The organism is Streptomyces sp. NPDC006516, from assembly GCF_040611875.1.
Taxonomy (GTDB): domain Bacteria; phylum Actinomycetota; class Actinomycetes; order Streptomycetales; family Streptomycetaceae; genus Streptomyces.
Genome location: NZ_JBEXPD010000017.1, coordinates 121,841 through 139,488 on the forward strand (window position 1 = coordinate 121,841; position 17,648 = coordinate 139,488).

Below are 17,648 nucleotides of genomic sequence, written 5' to 3' on the forward strand. Positions count from 1 at the left end.
CCTCAGTTCCCGCTCGTGACCTGCTGCTGTGCACGCTTCAGAGCGGCCTCGCTGGACTCGCCGGTGAGCGCGGACTGGAAGGCGCTCTGCAGGGCCAGGGACACGGACGACCACTGCGCGCCGACCTTCGCGGTGCGGGAGCGGGCCGTCGAGACCTGTCCGGCCAGGGCCGCCAGCTCCGGGGCCTTCGTGCGCCACACGGCGGCGGCCTTGGTGTTCGCGGGGACCATCCAGCTGTTCAGAGCGTAGGTGATCTGCTCCTGCTCGCCCGCCATGCAGCCGATGATCTTGGCGGCCATCTTCTCGCGCTCGGTGTCGCCGGTGTTGGGCACGGTCAGCACACCGCCGCCCAGCGGACCGACCGAGTCGTCGCCAGCCTCGGGCACGGGGATCTCGGCGATGCCCCAGTTGAGCCCCTTCTTGGCGTTCAGGGTCTCGACCTGCCACGGGCCGTTGATCATCATGGCCGCGTTGCCGGCCATGAACTGGTCGTTCACGTCGGCCTGCGTCCAGTTGACCGTGGACTTGGAGAGCGAGCCGTCCTTGAGGAGGGCCTTCCAGTAGTCCAGGGCCTCGGCGACCTCGGGGGTGTCGAGCTTGGATTCGTCACCACCGTTGGACCACATGAACGGGGTGAACTGGAAGACGCCGTCCTCCGCGCCACCCGCGCTCAGGGCCAGCCCGTACTGCTTGCCCTTGGTCAGCTTCTTCGCGGTCGACTGCATCTCGGCCCACGTGGTGGGCACCTTCAGGCCGGCCTTGTCGAGGGTGTCCTTGTTGTAGAACAGCGCCAGGGTGTTCACCGTGCGCGCGGCCCCGTAGTACTTCCCGTCGAACGACCCGAAGTCGACGATCCCCTCGGGGATGTCCGTCGTGGTCAGACCGAGGTCCTTCAGCGGGATCAGCCCGCCGGCCTCGGCGAACGTCGGCATCTCCGACGCGTCCAGCTGGAGGACGTCCGGCAGCGACTTCGACGAGGCCATGCGCAGCGCCTTCGTCATGAGCTGTGCGGCGGGCACGCTCTGCTGCTCGATGGTGACCCCGAGCTGCTTGCTGCAGCGCGCGAGCGTGTCGCCGTCCCAGCGGTGGTACGACTCGTCGGTCGAGGAGTTCATGACGGTGTAGACGTCCTCGTCCCGCTGCTGGCCGCACCCCGAGAGCACGGTGCCTGCGACGATCGCGGAGACGACGGTGAGGGGGACGACGATCCGCCTGGTGCGGCGGCTGCGGCGTCGGATCCGCCCGTCCGGGGAGGGTTCTGTCACGGTGGTGCCCTTGCGGTGAGAGGGTGGCCGGGCCCATGGGAACGCTCCCACGGGGTTCTCGTCAAGCCCCTGCGCGGATCCGGCGGTGTCACGGCGGGGCGGTGCGGGGGTGTCCGGCGGTGGGCCGTCGGACACCCCGGGGGGTGGGTCAGCGGACGCCGAGGAGGTGTTCCATGGCGAGCTGGTCGAGGGCTTCGAAGGCCATGGAGCGTTCGGCGGCGGCGGTGGCGTCGAAGTCCTCGTAGGCGGACTTGTCGGCGAGGAGGGCCTTGAGGCCGTCGTCGGCGGTGGGCTGGGCGAGTTCGTCGAGGCGGGAGGCGGTCAGGGCCTCCTGGACGGCGGGGTCGGCGCGGAAGGCGAGGGCGCGCTCCTTGAGGATGAGGTAGTTGCGCATGCAGTTCTTCGCGGATTCCCAGACGCCGTCGATGCCGTCGGTGCGTACGGGCTTGAAGTCGAAGTGCAGGGAGCCTTCGTAGTCGGAGGACTCCAGGAGGTCCACCAGCCAGAACGCCTGGCGCAGGTCTCCGGCGCCGAAGCGGAAGTCCTGGTCGTACTTGATGCCGGACTGGCCGTTGAGGTCGATGTGGAAGAGCTTGCCGGCCCACAGGGCCTGGGCGATGCCGTGGGGGAAGTTGAGTCCGGCCATCTGCTCGTGGCCGGTCTCCGGGTTCACGCCGACCATCTCGGGGCGCTCCAGGCGCTCGATGAAGGCGAGGGCGTGGCCGATGGTGGGCAGGAGGATGTCGCCGCGGGGCTCGTTGGGCTTGGGCTCGATGGCGAAGCGCAGGTCGTAGCCCTGTTCGGTGACGTAGTCGCCGAGCAGGTCGAAGGCTTCCTTCATGCGGTCCAGGGCGACGCGGACGTCCTTGGCGCCGCCGGACTCGGCTCCTTCGCGGCCGCCCCAGGCGACGTAGGTCTTCGCGCCGAGTTCGGCGGCCAGGTCGATGTTGCGGATGACCTTGCGCAGCGCGAAGCGGCGTACGTCGCGGTCGTTGGAGGTGAAGCCGCCGTCCTTGAACACCGGGTGGGTGAACAGGTTGGTGGTGGCCATCGGGACCTTCATCCCGGTGCGGTCCAGGGCGTCCTTGAACCGGCCGATCAGCCGGGCCCGCTCGGCGTCGTCGGACCCGAAGGGGATCAGGTCGTCGTCGTGGAAGGTGACACCGTGGGCACCGAGCTCGGCGAGCCGCTCCACCGACTCGACCGGGTCCAGCGCGGGACGCGTCGCGTCACCGAACGGGTCGTTGCCACGCCAGCCCACGGTCCACAGACCGAAGGTGAACCTGTCCGCGGGGGTGGGGGTGAAGCGGTTCGACATGGGGTTGCCTCTTGTCGACATGGGCCGGGCCGGCTGCGCTGCCGTCCGACCGATTTGTTGGCTGGCAGTACTAATACGGCATCCTGGCGTTTCTTTCTAGACCATCCCTGTGACATCAACGTCACATAGGGGCATCACGCCCCTCTCGCAGGGGTCCGGACGGCCCTGGCGGGGCGGCACTCCGGGCCCGGAAGGCATCGTCGAAGCGCTTCGAAAAAATATTTGTTTTGTGTACGATCAAAATCAGGAACCCACAGGAACGGACCCCCATGAAGTTCACCGACGGCTTCTGGCAGATGCGCGAAGGTGTGCACGCCTCGTACGCCACCGAAGTCCGCGATGTCCGCCTCGACGACGACCGACTCGCCGCCTACGCCTCCGTCAAGCGGGTCGAGCGTCGCGGCGACACGCTGAACGCCCCGCTGATCACCGTTGACGCCTACGCCCCGGCCGAGGGCGTCATCGCGGTGCGCCTCACGCACCTCGCGGGCAAGCGCCGCAAGGGTCCCGACTTCGAGATGCCGGGCGCCTCCGCGCGGTCCGCCGCCACCACCCGCACGGAGGGCACCGCCGCGGAACTGACCAGCGGCCCGCTCACCCTGCGGCTGCCCACCGAGGGCGCGTTCGGGCTGGAATTCCTCGACGCGGACGGCCAGGTCCTGACCTCCGCCGGGCGCAAGGGCAGCGCCTTCGCCACCGTCGACGGCAGCCACCACATGTTCGCCCAGCTCGCCCTCGGCGTCGGCGAGACCGTCCACGGCCTCGGCGAGCGCTTCACGCCGTACGTGAAGAACGGCCAGGTCGTCGACATGTGGCAGGCCGACGGCGGCACCAGCAGCGAACAGGCCTACAAGAACGTCCCCTTCTACCTCTCCTCGCGTGGCTACGGCGTCTTCGTCAACCACCCCGGCAAGGTCTCCTTCGAGGTGGGCTCCGAGGCCGTCGGCCAGGTGCAGTTCAGCGTCGAGGACCAGACCCTCGAGTACTTCGTCGTCGCGGGCCCCACGCCCAAGGACGTCCTGACCCGGTACGCCTCCCTCACCGGCCTCCCGGCACTCCCGCCGGCCTGGTCGTTCGGCCTCTGGCTCACCACCTCGTTCACCACTTCCTACGACGAGGCGACGGTCAACTCCTTCGTCGACGGCATGGCCGAGCGCGGCATCCCCCTCAGCGTCTTCCACTTCGACTGCTTCTGGATGCGCGAGTACCAGTGGTGCGACTTCGAGTGGGACCCGGCGGTCTTCCCCGACCCGGAGGACATGATCGCCAGGCTCAAGGCCAAGGGCCTGAAGATCTGCGTCTGGATCAACCCGTACATCGGGCAGAAGAGCCCGCTGTACGAAGAGGGCGCGGAGAAGGGGTACTTCGTCCGGACGCCGGACGGCGACGTCTGGCAGTGGGACAAGTGGCAGGCCGGCATGGCGCTGGTCGACTTCACCGACCCCGAGGCCACGGCGTGGTTCCAGAGCAAGCTCAAGGTGCTCCTGGACCAGGGCGTCGATGGCTTCAAGACCGACTTCGGCGAGCGTATCCCGACCGAGGTCGTCTGGCACGACGGCTCCGACACGGAGCGCATGCACAACTACTACACGCACCTCTACAACAAGGCCGTCTTCGAGCTCCTGGAGAAGGAGCGCGGCGCGGGCGAGGCCGTCCTCTTCGCCCGCTCGGCCACGGCCGGCGGACAGCAGTACCCGGTCCACTGGGGCGGCGACTGCTGGTCCTCCTTCGAAGCCATGGCGGAGTCCCTGCGCGGCGGGCTGTCGCTGAGCCTGTCCGGCTTCGGCTTCTGGAGCCACGACATCGGCGGCTTCGAGGGCACCCCCGACCCAGCCGTCTTCAAGCGCTGGCTGGCCTTCGGCCTGCTGTCCTCGCACAGCAGGCTGCACGGCTCCTCGTCCTACCGCGTGCCGTGGGAGTTCGGCGACGAAGCGGTCGACGTGGCCCGGCAGTTCACCCGGCTCAAGCACCGCCTCATGCCGTACATCTACGGCGCCGCCGTCGAGGCCCACCGCACGGGCGTCCCGACGATGCGCCCGCTGCTGCTGGAGTTCCCCCAGGACCCGACGGCCCGCACGGTGGACCGCGAGTACCTGCTCGGCCCGGACGTCCTCGTCGCCCCCGTCTTCACGGAGGACGGCCAGGTCGAGTACTACGTCCCCGAGGGCACCTGGACCCACCTGCTGACCGGCGATACCGTCACGGGCCCCGCCTGGCGCCGCGAGACCCACGGCTTCGACAGCCTGCCCCTGCTGGTCCGTCAGGGCGCGGTCCTGGCGCTGGGCGCGGACGAGTCCCGCCCGGACGGCGAGTGGCTCGACGGCCTCGAACTCCGCGTGTTCGCACCGGCGGGCACCGGTGACTTCACCCGCACGGTGACCGTCCCCGACCACACGGGCGCGGTGGCGGCGACGTACGAGGTGGTCCGCGAGGGCGGAGAAGTCCGTGTCACGACGGACACGGACCGGCCGTACACGGTCACGGTCGTCGGCGACTCCGCCTGACGGCGGCCCGCACACCGACCCTCCCGGCCCGGCATCCGGACCCGCCCCCCCCGCGGCCCCCCCGCGGCGGTCCGGTACCGGGTCGTCCGGTTCCCCGCCGCCCTCCTCGGCTCCGGGCCGCTCCGGGCCGTATCCTCGCGTCCTTCAGCAACAGCTGCGGCGCCGTCGTGTACAACTCCTCGACCAACCGCTACGGGGGCGGCCACGGTGCCACCCGGGCCAAGGAGGAGGCGGACGCGAGGTCGCGGGCCGGCGGAGGACGCGCGGTCGCCTGGGCCCGCACCACGCGGTACAGCACCGACGGGGGGCAGGAGGACGCTCCGCCGTACGGAGTCCACCCCGGGGCGAGCCGCTCCGTGCCGGGCCCGGTGGAATGCGATCGTGGGCCGTCGGGTTGGCACCAGCGGCACATACGTACGAGTACGGCGCACAGAGCGGAAGCACCCATGGGCGAGTTGATCCTGATCCGGCACGGCGAGACCGAGTGGTCCCGGTCCGGGCAGCACACGAGTTGGACCGACCTGCCCCTGACCGAGCTGGGCGAGCGTCAGGCCCGGGCTCTCGTGCCGCTGCTCGCGGAGCGGGAGATCGGGCTCACCCTCGTCAGCCCCTACCTCCGCGCCCGCCGCACCGCCGAGCTGGCCGGCCTGACCGCGCCCCGCGAGACACCTGACCTGCGGGAGTGGGACTACGGAGCGTACGAGGGCGTGACCACCGTCGAGATCCGCCGCACCCGTCCCGACTGGAACCTCTGGACCGACGGAGTCGCGCCCGGTCCCGAGGAGCACCCGGGGGAGAGCCCGGAGGAGGTGGGTGCGCGCGCGGACCGGATCCTCGCGGAGGTAAGGGCGGCGGCCTCGCGCCTCGGGGAGGCGGACATCGCCCTGGTGGCCCACTCGCACTTCCTGCGCGTACTCACCGCCCGCTACCTGCGGCTGACCCCCGCGAGCGGAGAACTGTTCCAGCTCGCCACGGGCGCCGTCTCCCGCCTCGGCACGGAACACGACAAGCCGGTCGTGACGGCGCTCAACATGGCCTTGCCGCAGAGGCTGTTCGATGCCATCGCCTGACGGACCTCAGAGCGAGCCCTGCCTGAGCGCTTCGACGAACCGCGTCCAGTGGGCGGTGGCGAAGGTGAGCGCGGGGCCGCCTGGGGTCTTGCTGTCGCGCACGGGGACGAGGCCGGGGAAGCCGTCGGCGATCTCGACGCAGTTTCCCCCGTCGCCGTTGCTGTGGGACGACTTGCGCCACGTTACCGAACACAGGTCACGTGAGGTGAGCATCTGTCGTATGGCCCTTCGCAGCCGACTTGATGAGGGACAGCGATGCTTCCGGAGAAAGAGCGGAAGCCCTGGCCAGATCGTATGCGGAAGAGATTTGCTCCACCAGCCCGGGTTCTTCGAGGAGTTGGCCGCTGTAAGCCGCCTCTGTGTAGACGACGGGCGGTGCGTCGGAGAAGTGCATCAGTGTCACGGCCGTGTCCAACAGGGGATTCGCCCCGGCCGAGAACGGCAGCACCTGAACGACCACGCGCGGGCGGGTGCTGCCCTGCGTTCGAAGGTGTTCGAGCTGCTCGGCGATGACGCCCGGCCCGCCCACTGGGACGCGGAGCGCCGCTTCGTGAAGGATCACCCAGAGAACCGGTGCGCTCGGGGAGTCGAGCAGCTTTCCCCGTTCCATCCTGGTCCCCACGTGGCTGTCGATGACGTCGTGCGAGGCGTAGGGATGAGCCGCACGCGTCAGCGCTCGCGCATACGACTCAGTCTGGAGCAGGCCCGGAACGACCATGGTCGAGTACTCCGCGATGGAGGCGGCGCGTTGCTGGAGCTCGGCCGCGTCCGCGAAGTACCCCGCCACCTTCGACGTCCGGGCCAGCCGGCACAGCCGTTGGAGGTGTTCCCCGCTGTCCAGCAACTCGTCCAACGCCCGTGAGATCTCCATCTGCGGGCGTCGCTCGGCCGCCTCGAAGAGCCCGATGTACGTGCCCGAGCAGAACACCCGCTCACCCAGCTCGTTCTGCGACAGCCCCGCCGCCTCCCGCAGCCGGCGCAGCTCCGCACCGTAGAAGGCGCGCGGGTTCGCGTACGGGTCCAAGTCCTTCGGAAGTGGCATGGGCCGAACGTAGTGGTTACCCCGCCCCCGTATACCGCGATTGCGCCGAAGTCACCCGCACGGGGCCGACGCGGACGGCCGGTACCTCGCCCCCGAGGTACCGGCCGGTTCCGTGCGGCTTCGTGCGGCGTCGTGCGGTTCAGGCAGCCTTCTTCTTCAGCGAGGTGAGATGGGCGAAGACGACGACGTTGGCCGAGTAGCCGCCCTTCTTGTCGAAGCGTCCACCACAGGTCAGGAGCCGGAGCTCAGGACGGCCGGTCGCCCCGTACACCTTGTCGTCCGGGAACTTGTCCTTCGTGTACGTCTTCACCTCGTCGACGGTGAAGACAGCGGTCCGCTTGTCCGCCCGGGTGACCTTCACGGTGTCACCGCGGCGCAGGGCGTTGAGATTGAGGAAGATCGCCGGCCCCGTCGCCGTGTCCCGGTGCCCGACGAGCAGCGAGGTTCCCGCCTCCCCGGGGGAAGGGCCCTTGCGGTACCACCCCACCAGTTTGGGCTTGCTCAGCGGCGGGGCGCCCAGCCGGCCCTTCCCGTCGAGGGCGAGGCCGGTGACGGGAGCCTCGATGAAGATCGCCGGGATGGCTACCTTCAGCGGACGGGAGTGCACCAGCGGTGCGTGCGAGGCCGGCACCTTCTTCTGCGGCGCGTGCGGAGCTCTCCGGAAGGGGGGCGCCCCGCCGCCCGCGGCATCGCTGCCGCGGGCGGCGGCGACCGACGAGGCGTCCTCGGACGAGTCCGAGACCGCCCACACGACGCCGGTCACCAGCGAGAAGGTCACGCACAGGGTGATCGTGAGCCGGCAGGCGCGACTGGGTCCTCGTCGCCGTCGCCGCCGTCGGCCGCGCGCGTCATACCTCGTTGCGGGCACGGCGGCGCGCGGTGCGACGGACCATGATCAGGCCGGCGATACCGGCGGCTCCGGCGACCAGCGCGGCCGAGGTCCCGATGTTCGAGCCGCTCTCGGAGCTGACGCTCTCCATGTCCGGGACGCCGCCGCCGCCCGCAGGCACCGCTCCGGACGGCTTCTCGTAGATCGCGTCGGACTTCTTCTCACTGCTCTTCTCGGTACCCGACTCCGAACCACGGTCGTTGCTGTCACCACGGTCGTTGCTGTCACCGCGGCTGCCGCCCTGGCCCGGCCTCGGGGAGCAGTCGACCTCGAAGCTCCGCTGCTTCGGGCCCGCCGGGACGGTCCACACCAGCTGGTACGTGCCCTCCGGGAGCAGGTACTGCTGGCTGCGGGCCTGGCCGTTCACCAGGGGGAGGGTGCCCAGCAGCGTGTCACCCGGGGGAACGGTCGGGGGCTGCTCGGTGATCGTCCAGGGGACGGAGGGGAAGGACTCGAAGTTGCTCGCCTTGAGCACGAACTTGCAGACCTCGACGCCGTCGCGGTCACCGCGCGAGTGCCAGCCGACCGAGCTGATCTCGATGTCGCCGCTGTCACCGGGCAGGGCGTAGGCGGCGGGGGCCCCGGCCAGGGTGGCACCGGCGACCGCGACCACAGCGGCCGTCGTGGTGCCCACGCGGACACTGCGGGAGCGGAGGGAAGCGGAAATGCGCATGAAGGGCTCCTTCAAGCCGAGATGATTGTCGTACTGATCACCTGATCGCCTAAGAGATGACATGAATCCACGCCAAGATGTGCCGGGACACCGCAAAAGGCCGCAAAAGTACCCTGACTAGCCCATAGCGGACAGGCAATTCCCCGGTGGGAACCGTACGAATGGCCCACCGTGTGAGACGTGGCGCGCGGGGCGGGGCCTGTCCGTCCCGTTTCCCGGCCCCCGGGCAGGGGCGGGACTCAGCCGGAGCGCCGCCGCCGACGGCTCCGGTGCACGACCGCCACGGCCACGGCTGCGGCGATCGCGGTCCGGGCGACCGGGCCGGAGAGGGCGCGCCACAGCGCGGCGGGCGAGGTGTCGACCGGAATCACGGCGGTGTCGTTGCCGGGGGTCCGGTCGTAGGGGCTGTACGTCCGCACGGTTCCCCCTGCGCCCGGAACCTGGCGGTCGATGCGTCCGTTGATCCCGTCGAAGCTCCCGTCCGCGGTGCGGACCAGGGTGAGGGGCGCCCCCGTACCGCGCACCGCGTGGCCGGCGGGCTTCCGGCCGGCGCGAGGACGGTGGCGAGAGCGAGAAGGGCGGCCAGGGCCACGGCCGCTCCCGTCGCGCGGGCGGTGATGCGCGTCCGGGTCCGATGGAGCATGCGGGGCACTACGCCACCGGGGGCGGCCCCCGCTGATGCGGGTGGCCGCCCCCGGCGCCGTGACTCGATCAGGCGGTCAGGAGATCAACTCGATCTCCGCCAGCGTCGCCGCCTCCGTGCTCACCAGCCTGTACTGCGCGTACGCCCCCGGTGCGGCCACCGAGAACACCCGGGTCTGCTTGTCCCAGGCGAACGTCTGCCCGGACCGCTTGTCGAGGTCCTTCCAGGTCTTCCCGTCCGCCGATCCCTGGAGCACCCAGCCCGTGGGAGCCTTCGCCGCCGTGGCGGAGGTCAGGGTGTACTGGACCGCCTTCGAGCCCTCGGCGGCCGGCAGGTCCACCGACTCGACCGCGGCCGAGGTGGCGGAGGTGTTGTCGTACAGCGCGCCGTCACCCTTGAGCACGTCGCCCTTCGGTGCGGGCACCTTGTCGTCCTGCGTGATGGAGACCGGGGCCGCGTTCCTGCCGGTGCCCCACGAGGAGGGCTCGGAGCCCATGTCGAACTCCAGCACGCCGCCCTTGGCGAGCAGGTCGTGCGGCAGCGAAGTGGACGCCCACTTCTTGCCGTTGACCTTCAGGCCCTGGACATAGATGTTCGTGGCGCTGTTCTTCGGCGCCTTGACGACCAGGTCGCGGCCGTTCTCCAGGTGCACGGTGGTCTTCGTGAAGAGCGGCGAGCCGATCGCGTACTCACCGCTGCCCATGACCAGCGGGTAGAAGCCGAGCGAGGAGAAGAGGAACCAGGCCGACTGCTCGCCGTTGTCCTCGTCGCCGTGGTAGCCCTGGCCGATCTCGCTGCCGGTGTACAGCCGGCCGAGGACCTCGCGGACCTTCTCCTGGGTCTTCCAGGGCTGCGAGGCGGCGTCGTACATGTACGTGGCGTGGTGCGCGACCTGGTTGCTGTGGCCGTACTGGCCCATCCGCACGTCGCGCGCCTCGGTCATCTCGTGGATCACGCCGCCGTAGGAGCCCACGAACTCGGGTCCGGCGGTCTCCGGCGTCGAGAAGTACGTGTCCAGTTTCTTCGCCAGGCCGTCACGCCCGCCGTAGAGGTTGGCCAGGCCGCGGCTGTCCTGCGGGGCGGTGAAGGCGTAGCCCCAGCCGTTGGTCTCCGTGTAGTCGTATCCCCAGACACGGGGGTCGTACTGGCCGGAGGGAAGACGCCAGTCGCCGTTCGCCTTCCTGCCCTGGAAGAAGCCGGCCTTCTCGTCGAAGAGCTTGACGTAGTTCTGCGCCCGGTTGAGGAAGTACGCGGACTCCTCCTTGTAGCGCTGCTTCTTCGTCTTCTCGTAGAGGGCCTGGCCCATCTGCGCGATGCCGTAGTCGTTGAGGTAGCCCTCCAGCGACCAGGAGAGACCCTCGTGGGTCGAGGTGTTCGCATATCCGGTGAAGACCGAGGTCTCCATGCCCTTGCGCCCGACCCCGGAGGACGGCGGGGCCACCGTGGCGTTCTTCACCGCCGCGTCGTAGGCCGCCTCGGCGTCGAAGTCGACGCCCTTGACGTACGCGTCGGCGAAGGCCACGTCGGAGCTGGTGCCGGTCATCAGGTCGGAGTAGCCCGGGGAGGACCAGCGGGAGATCCAGCCGCCGTCCTTGTACTGCTGGACGAAGCCGTCCACCATCCTCCCGGCCTGCTTCGGGCTGAGGAAGGAGTACGCCGGCCAGGTCGTCCGGTAGGTGTCCCAGAAGCCGTTGTTGACGTAGACCTCGCCCTGGACGATCTTCGAGCCCGTGTGGGTCGGGGTGTCGGTCCCGGTCTGGGCCGAGAAGGGGCTCGCGTAGGTGCTCTTCCCGTCGACCTGCTCGAAGCCCGAGTTCGGGTAGAGGTAGAGCCGGTACAGGCTGGAGTAGAGCGTGGTCAGCTGGTCGGCGTTCGCACCCTCGACCTCCACCTTGCCGAGGATCTTGTCCCAGGCCTTCTGCGCGTTCTTCCGCACCTTGTCGAAGGAGGCCTTCTCCGGCAGTTCCATCGCCAGGTTCTTCTTCGCCTGGTCGACGCTGATGAGCGAGGTGGCCAGCCGCAGGTTCACCGTGCGGTCCTTGCCCGCGTCGAAGCGGAAGAAGCCGGTCACGTCGTCACCGCCGCCGCCCTTCAGCTTTCCGCTGTCGGTGACGGGAGCGTCGAAGACGCCGTATACGAACAGCCGGGTGGCTCCGGTCGAGCCGCCGCTCTTCACGTCGGAGAAGCCGGTGAAGGAACCGGTCTCCGGGTCGAGGGTGAGACCGCCCCTGTTGTCGACGTTGTCGAAGACCAGGCTCGCGTCGTCACCGGGATAGGCGAACCGCATCCGCGCCGCGTGGTCGGTGGGCGTCATCTCGGCCTTCAGGCCGTTCTCGAACGTCACCCCGTAGTAGTGCGGGGTCGCCGTCTCGTTGTCGTGGCGGAAGGGCAGCGCACGCGCCGTGCGGGAGGCGTCGGGTGTGCCGGAGGCAGCCGACGGCATCATCTGGAACGTCTGGCGGTCGCCCATCCAGGGGCTCGGCTCATGACTGGCGCTGAAGGCCTGCAGCGTGGGCAGGTTGTCCTCGTTGTTGCCGCGCGCGTAGTCGTATATCCAGCTCGTGGAACCGGCGTTGGTCACCGGCGTCCAGAAGTTGAAGCCGTGCGGGACCGCGGTGGCGGGGAAGTTGTTGCCGCGGGAGAAACCGCCGCTGGAGTTCGTGCCGCGTACCGTGGACGCGTAGTCCGAGAGGTGCGCCTTGCGCTTCTCCGGGGCCTTCGGGGCGATCGTGACGTCGTCGATCCACCCCTGGAACTTCGAGGAGCCCTTGGGGGAGTCGTACGCCACCAGGATCCGGTCGACCGTCTTGCCGGCCGCGACCGTCCCGATGCGGGAGGCGACCTTGTTCCACTGGTTCACGTACAGCCGCTTGGCGTCGGCCTGGCCCTGCGGGGTCAGCAGCCCGCCGTGGCTGTCGGTCGCCTTCAGCTGACTCAGGTAGGTGCCGTCGGTGAAGGCCAGGTCCACCGCCACGTGCGTCGCGGGGTAGTCCAGATCGGTCTCGGTCATCTGCGGGTAGACCAGGTAGGACAGCTGGGTGTCCTTGGTGACGGCGGTGTCGACGTCGAAGACCTTGTTGTACGAGTAGGCCCGGCCGTCCGGCTTGTGCGTACCCGCGTACCGCAGGGCCTTCTTGCCGGTGAACCCCGCGCCCTGCTTGGCGGTCGGGGAGCCCGAGGGGCCGCGGTCGGGCTGGGAGCGCATGTCGTCCGGGGCGGGGGTGGAGGTGTCACCGTCGGAGAACTGGACGTCGGCGAGCTGGATCGCGTCGGACGCCCCGTTGTTCTTCGTGATCTCCAGCCGGAAGTGCTGGTAGGCGGTGTCCGCCGTGAAGTCGTACGACTTGGTCTGGAAGCGCTCGGAGAACGTCTGGCCGGTGCGCGTGTCCAGATCGGTCCAGGACTTCCCGTCGGTGGACCCCTTCAGCGTCCAGTCCTTGGGGTCCCGTTCGTCGTGGTCGTTGGCCGAAGTGAGGGCGTAGGTCACGACCTTGACGGGCGCGGCGAGGTCGAACTCGACCCAGCCGGAGGACTCGAAGGCCAGCCACTTGGTGCCGGACTCCACGTCGACCAGGTTCTCCTTGACCTCGCCGCCGCCGGTGTTCTCGCCGCTGGCGCGGACATCTGTGACCTGATCGGTGACATTGCCCGGAATTCCGGCGGAGAATCCGCCGTCGACACCCGATGCCCGCTTCTTCCCGTCAGGGCCTTCCTCGACGGTGTTGCGCCAGTCCGGCTGCTTCTCGTCGGCCTCGAAGGAGGAGCTGAACGACGTGTCGCCGGACGGCTTCTGCGGGGCACCGGCGGACTGGGCGACTGCCGTGGCGGGGGCTGCGAGGGCCAGCACGAGAGAGGCCGCGAGCACCGCGGCCGACCGGCTGTGTCTGGGGCGCGAGCCTTGCTGGGGACCACGTGGGGGCTGCATACGAGCCATTCCTCCCGGGGGGCATGCTGAGGACAACGTTGTCATCGTGGGATACGGGTTCCAGTAGGGAGGCAAGTGGCCGGATGTGTCAAGGGTGTTGCATGGGGTGGTCCTGGTGATTCGACCGTATTGCGGAAAGCGGCGTTTCCGTGAGAAGGCACTCCGTGCCGAGGTGTTCGTGAGGTCTCAACTCGGGAAAGACTGCCGCTCAACCATGCGTTCGATCTTGCTCAGTTGGCGGCGAGTGGACTATACCTGTCGGCGTCTGCACCAACGTTTCACAACGGCACGCGGGCGCGGGGGAGGGGCACATCTGCGGGCGCGAGAAGCGGTCGCTGCCGCAGGGCCCGGAACTTCCCCACTGCATCTGGAAATCCAGCAATCCGCACAACTCAAGCGCAACGACTGCGGTGGCGGGACCCTTCGTCTAGGCGAATTCAAGACGGGTGACCGGTACACCGCCTGAGTCCTGGAGAAGGCGAGGACTTGAGCATGGGATCCACCCCCGGCGTAGGCCATTGCGATCTGATCAAGCGGAGCGCGACTGTCGCTCGGACCGCGGCTGCGGCGACCGCTTTTCCGACATCGCTCAGGTGATCACCATCGGTGCCACTGAGCGGCTCCGAGACGACGGCTGAACGACCCGATGTGCATCTCCGCCGACATCGCAGGCGGAGACCCACATCAGGACGCGCTCAAAGAGAAGTGCGGCAAGCACGGGGCCAACCCGGCCCGGCAGCCGAACACGCAGCAAAACCGTATAGATCCAATCGATCAGTGAGGATGCAGAGATGACCATTCGTGCCGGCTCTCTTGACAGGCGAACGCTCCTGCGCGGGGCGATCGCGACGGCAGCCATGGGTTCGTTCGCGGTTGCGTGTGGCTCTCCCTCCAGCAACGACAACGGTGGCGGCGGCCCGAAGGGCAAGAAGGGTGCCAAGAATCCGTTCGGTGTCGCCAAGAACTCCAAGGTCGAGGCGGCCATCTTCGACGGCGGCTACGGCACCGACTACGTCGAGTTCGTCAACACGGTCATCGGGGCCCAGATCGCCGGCACCAAGGTCGACGTCAAGCCGGTCGTCGACATCGGCCCGGAGCTGCAGCCCCGCTTCGTCGGTGGCAACCCGCCGGACCTCATCGACAACTCCGGTGAGGACCAGATCGGCTTCCTGGGCATTGTCGACCAGCTCGAGGAGCTCGACGATGTCCTCGAGGCCAACACCTACGAGGGCAAGAAGATCGCCGACATCGTCTACCCCGGCGTCAAGGACCCCGGCACGTTCAAGGACAAGTTCGTCGCGCTCAACTACGTGATGACGGTGTACGGCGTCTGGTACTCCAAGACGCTGTTCGAGGCGAACGGCTGGACCCCGCCGAAGACGTGGGACGAGGCGCTCGACCTCGGCCAGGCGGCGAAGAAGAAGGGCAAGTACCTCTTCGTCCACGGCAAGGAAGCGGCGACCTACTACAGGACGCTCCTGATCGACTCGGCGATCAAGGAGGGCGGCGACGAGGTCCGGATCGCGCTGGGGAACCTGGAGAAGGGCTGCTGGTCGCACCCGGCGGTCCAGGGCGTCATCAAGATCATGGAGACCATGGTCAAGGAGAAGATGTTCGTCCCCGGCGGCTCCGGCACCCAGTTCCAGAAGGCGCAGGCGATCTGGAGCAACGACCAGAAGGCGCTGCTCTACCCGTCCGGTGGCTGGATCGAGAACGAGATGAAGGATGCCACCAAGGCCGACTTCCAGATGACCGGTGTTCCGGCGATGACGCTCACGGACAAGCCGAAGATCCCCTACGAGGCGCTCCGTGCGGCCGCGGGCGAGCCGTTCATCGTTCCCAAGCAGGGCAAGAACCCGGCCGGCGGCAAGGAGGTCCTGCGGGCGATGCTGTCCGAGAAGGCGGCCGCCAACTTCTCCAAGACGAAGCTGGCCCCGACGATCGTCAAGGGCACCGTGCCCGCCGACGGTTACGGCTCCACGGCCCTCGTCTCGCAGACGACGATGCTCGAGGCCGCGGGCGAGAACATCTTCAACTACACGTTCGTCGAGGCCTACGGCATGAACACCGACCAGCTGGTGCCGTGGAACTCGTTCCTCGCCGGCGACATCAACGGCAAGGGTCTGACCTCCGCTCTGCAGAAGATCTCCGACAAGATCCGGGAAGACGACTCCATCGAGAAGATCAAGGTCAGCTAGTAGCGCGATGAGTGACACGATCACCAAACCCGAACCCACGAGCGGCCGGCTCAAGTCGGCCGCTCGCGGCGGGCGTCCCGGGCGCCGCAAACTCACCTTCGACCGGGTGACGTTCTTCCTCGCGTTCCTCGGTATCCCGCTGACCGTCTTCATCCTTTTCGTCCTGATGCCGTTCGTCCAGGCGATCTATTGGGCGATGACGGACTGGCGCGGCTTCAGCCCGGACTACAACTTCGTCGGGCTGGACAACTTCATCAAGATGTTCGAGGACGACATCTTCCTGAAGGCGTTGCGCAACGTGGTGCTGCTGGCGGCCGTCGTACCGCTGGTGACGTTGACGCTCGCCCTCGGGGTCGCGGTGGCCATCACGCTGGGCGGGCCCAGTAAGGGCCCCGTCCGGGGGATCCGGGGTGCGTCGTTCTACCGGGTCATCTCGTTCTTCCCCTACGTCGTGCCAGCGATCATCGTCGGCCTGATCTGGGCGCAGATGTTCGACCCGAACGCCGGCCTGGTCAACGGCTTCCTCACCAAGATCGGTCTTGACGGCTTCGTGGCGTTCGCCTGGCTGGGCGAGGTCGCGACCGCCATGCCGTCCCTGATGTTCGTCTTCGTCTGGGGACTCGTCGGGTTCTACGCGGTGCTCTTCATCGCCGCGATCAAGGGAGTTCCCGCCGAGCTGTACGAGGCGGCCAGGATCGACGGGGCCGGACGGTTCCGGACCACGATCTCGATCACCCTGCCGGCGATCCGGGACAGTGTGCAGACGGCGTACATCTATCTCGGCATCGCCGCGCTGGACGCGTTCGTCTACGTACAGGCACTGTTGCCGAACGGCGGGCCGGCCAACTCGACCCTGACGATCAGCCAGCGGCTGTTCAACGTCGCCTTCGCGAAGCAGCAGTTCGGATACGCCACCGCGATGGGTGTCGTCCTCGCCGGCGTCACCCTGGTGTTCGCGGCGCTGGTGTTCACCGTCTTCCGCCTGACCGGCGGTGGCGAGGGCAAAGAGAATGCGCGTGGGTTCAAGGCTCGGCGTGCTGGAGCCAAGGGAGCCGCTCAGTGAGCGCCATAGCCGCCGACCGGAAACTGGTCAGAGCCACCGCAGGCAGCGACCGCTGGTTCGCCACGATCTCGCACGTCTTGCTGGTCATATGGTCCGTGGTCGTGATCGTGCCCATGCTGTGGGTACTGATGTCGTCGTTCAAGTCGACCGGCGAGATCCTGTCGTCGCCGTTCTCGCTCCCGGACCACTGGAGGGTCGAGAACTACGCGAACGCGTGGACCGACGCGAACATCGGGAAGTATTTCCTGAATTCGGTGATCGTCGTTGTCTCTGCGTTGTTCCTGGTGATGTTGCTGGGTGCGATGTGCGCCTACATCCTGGCCAGGTTCCAGTTCCCCGGGCGCCGGCTGATCTACTACACGATGCTGGCCGGACTGACGTTCCCGGTCTTCCTGGCGATCGTGCCGCTGTTCTTCCAGTTGCAGAACTTCGGGTTGCTGAACACGCGTGTGGGATTGATCCTCACCTACGTCGCGTTCGCGCTGCCGTTTACGATGTTCTTCCTCTATTCGTTCTTCCGGTCACTGCCGCATGACGTCTACGAGGCCGCGTTGATCGACGGTGCCGGTGACTGGCGGGCGTTCTTCCAGGTCATGCTGCCGATGGCCAGTCCGGGCATGGCCGCGGTGGCGATCTTCAACTTCCTGGGGCTGTGGAACCAGTTCCTGCTGCCGGTGGCGCTCAACACCGACCAGGACATGTGGGTCCTGACCCAGGGGATGGCCGCGTACGCGTCCTCGCAGGTCTACGACGTCGACTACGGCGCGCTGTTCGCGGCGATCGTGGTCACGGTGGTGCCTGTACTGGTCGTGTACGTCATCTTCCAGCGCCGGATTGCCGGTTCGGTGTCACAGGGCACCTTCCGCTGACGCCCACCGTCGCGCCGTACGGCCGGCCGGATCGCTTCGCCGGTTCGCCGGCCGGCGCCATCACGTAACCGCTGCTTCACCGCTTACACAGGGGTCGGGCCCCGGAGAGACGTCTCTCCGGGGCCCGACCCCTGTGTAAGGGGCAGGAGCAGATTTTAATATCGGAAGAGCACACGAATGAAAAACAAA

At 68.1% G+C, this 17,648-nt stretch carries 13 protein-coding genes; 5 read left to right on the forward strand and 8 right to left on the reverse strand.

What is annotated here, in order from left to right:
• Window positions 1–2: 2 nt before the first annotated feature.
• On the reverse strand, window positions 3–1,265 hold the full coding sequence (locus tag ABZY45_RS31770) for a sugar ABC transporter substrate-binding protein (RefSeq protein WP_356745626.1): 1,263 nt from the start codon (window positions 1,263–1,265) through the stop codon (window positions 3–5).
• 148 nt (window positions 1,266–1,413) lie between these two features.
• Window positions 1,414–2,583, reverse strand: coding sequence for a xylose isomerase (gene xylA, locus ABZY45_RS31775; RefSeq protein ID WP_356745628.1), 1,170 nt, complete (start codon window positions 2,581–2,583; stop codon window positions 1,414–1,416).
• A gap of 269 nt (window positions 2,584–2,852) precedes the next feature.
• Here xylA and yicI point away from each other — a divergent pair, with 269 nt between their 5' ends.
• Both yicI and ABZY45_RS31785 read left to right on the forward strand, forming a co-directional pair.
• The gene (gene yicI / locus ABZY45_RS31780) at window positions 2,853–5,087 is read left to right on the forward strand and encodes an alpha-xylosidase (RefSeq protein WP_356745630.1); all 2,235 of its coding nucleotides are present in this window, start codon (window positions 2,853–2,855) and stop codon (window positions 5,085–5,087) included.
• Window positions 5,088–5,533: 446 nt separating this feature from the next.
• A complete protein-coding gene (locus ABZY45_RS31785) occupies window positions 5,534–6,157 on the forward strand; it encodes a histidine phosphatase family protein (RefSeq protein ID WP_356745633.1) in 624 nt (207 codons plus the stop codon).
• Between the two features lie 6 nt (window positions 6,158–6,163).
• Here ABZY45_RS31785 and ABZY45_RS31790 read toward each other — a convergent pair whose 3' ends face one another.
• The 6 genes from ABZY45_RS31790 to ABZY45_RS31815 form a co-directional block, all read right to left on the reverse strand.
• Window positions 6,164–6,370 carry a DUF397 domain-containing protein gene (locus tag ABZY45_RS31790; protein ID WP_356745635.1) on the reverse strand — a complete coding sequence of 69 codons (207 nt, stop codon included), beginning with the start codon at window positions 6,368–6,370 and terminating at the stop codon, window positions 6,164–6,166.
• Entirely contained in the window at window positions 6,354–7,199 is an 846-nt protein-coding gene (locus tag ABZY45_RS31795) for a helix-turn-helix transcriptional regulator (RefSeq protein ID WP_356745637.1), read from the reverse strand. The genes ABZY45_RS31790 and ABZY45_RS31795 overlap by 17 nt, the downstream gene beginning before the upstream one ends.
• Before the next feature lie 139 nt (window positions 7,200–7,338).
• A complete protein-coding gene (locus tag ABZY45_RS31800) occupies window positions 7,339–7,977 on the reverse strand; it encodes a class F sortase (protein WP_356745639.1) in 639 nt (212 codons plus the stop codon).
• A 70-nt stretch (window positions 7,978–8,047) separates the two neighbouring features.
• Window positions 8,048–8,761, reverse strand: coding sequence for a hypothetical protein (locus ABZY45_RS31805; RefSeq protein WP_356745641.1), 714 nt, complete (start codon window positions 8,759–8,761; stop codon window positions 8,048–8,050).
• Window positions 8,762–9,000: 239 nt separating this feature from the next.
• On the reverse strand, window positions 9,001–9,285 hold the full coding sequence (locus tag ABZY45_RS31810; protein ID WP_356745643.1) for a hypothetical protein: 285 nt from the start codon (window positions 9,283–9,285) through the stop codon (window positions 9,001–9,003).
• 195 nt (window positions 9,286–9,480) lie between these two features.
• Entirely contained in the window at window positions 9,481–13,329 is a 3,849-nt protein-coding gene (locus ABZY45_RS31815) for a GH92 family glycosyl hydrolase (protein WP_356745645.1), read from the reverse strand.
• A 791-nt stretch (window positions 13,330–14,120) separates the two neighbouring features.
• On the opposite strand from ABZY45_RS31815, the gene ngcE reads away from it, so the two are divergent.
• The 3 genes from ngcE to ABZY45_RS31830 are packed head-to-tail and all read left to right on the forward strand — an operon-like array spanning window position 14,121 to window position 17,459.
• Window positions 14,121–15,527, forward strand: coding sequence for an N-acetylglucosamine/diacetylchitobiose ABC transporter substrate-binding protein (gene ngcE / locus ABZY45_RS31820; RefSeq protein ID WP_356745647.1), 1,407 nt, complete (start codon window positions 14,121–14,123; stop codon window positions 15,525–15,527).
• Window positions 15,528–15,534: 7 nt separating this feature from the next.
• The gene (locus ABZY45_RS31825; protein ID WP_356745649.1) at window positions 15,535–16,590 is read left to right on the forward strand and encodes a sugar ABC transporter permease; all 1,056 of its coding nucleotides are present in this window, start codon (window positions 15,535–15,537) and stop codon (window positions 16,588–16,590) included.
• The gene (locus tag ABZY45_RS31830) at window positions 16,587–17,459 is read left to right on the forward strand and encodes a carbohydrate ABC transporter permease (RefSeq protein ID WP_356745651.1); all 873 of its coding nucleotides are present in this window, start codon (window positions 16,587–16,589) and stop codon (window positions 17,457–17,459) included. The genes ABZY45_RS31825 and ABZY45_RS31830 overlap by 4 nt, the downstream gene beginning before the upstream one ends.
• Window positions 17,460–17,648: the final 189 nt, after the last annotated feature.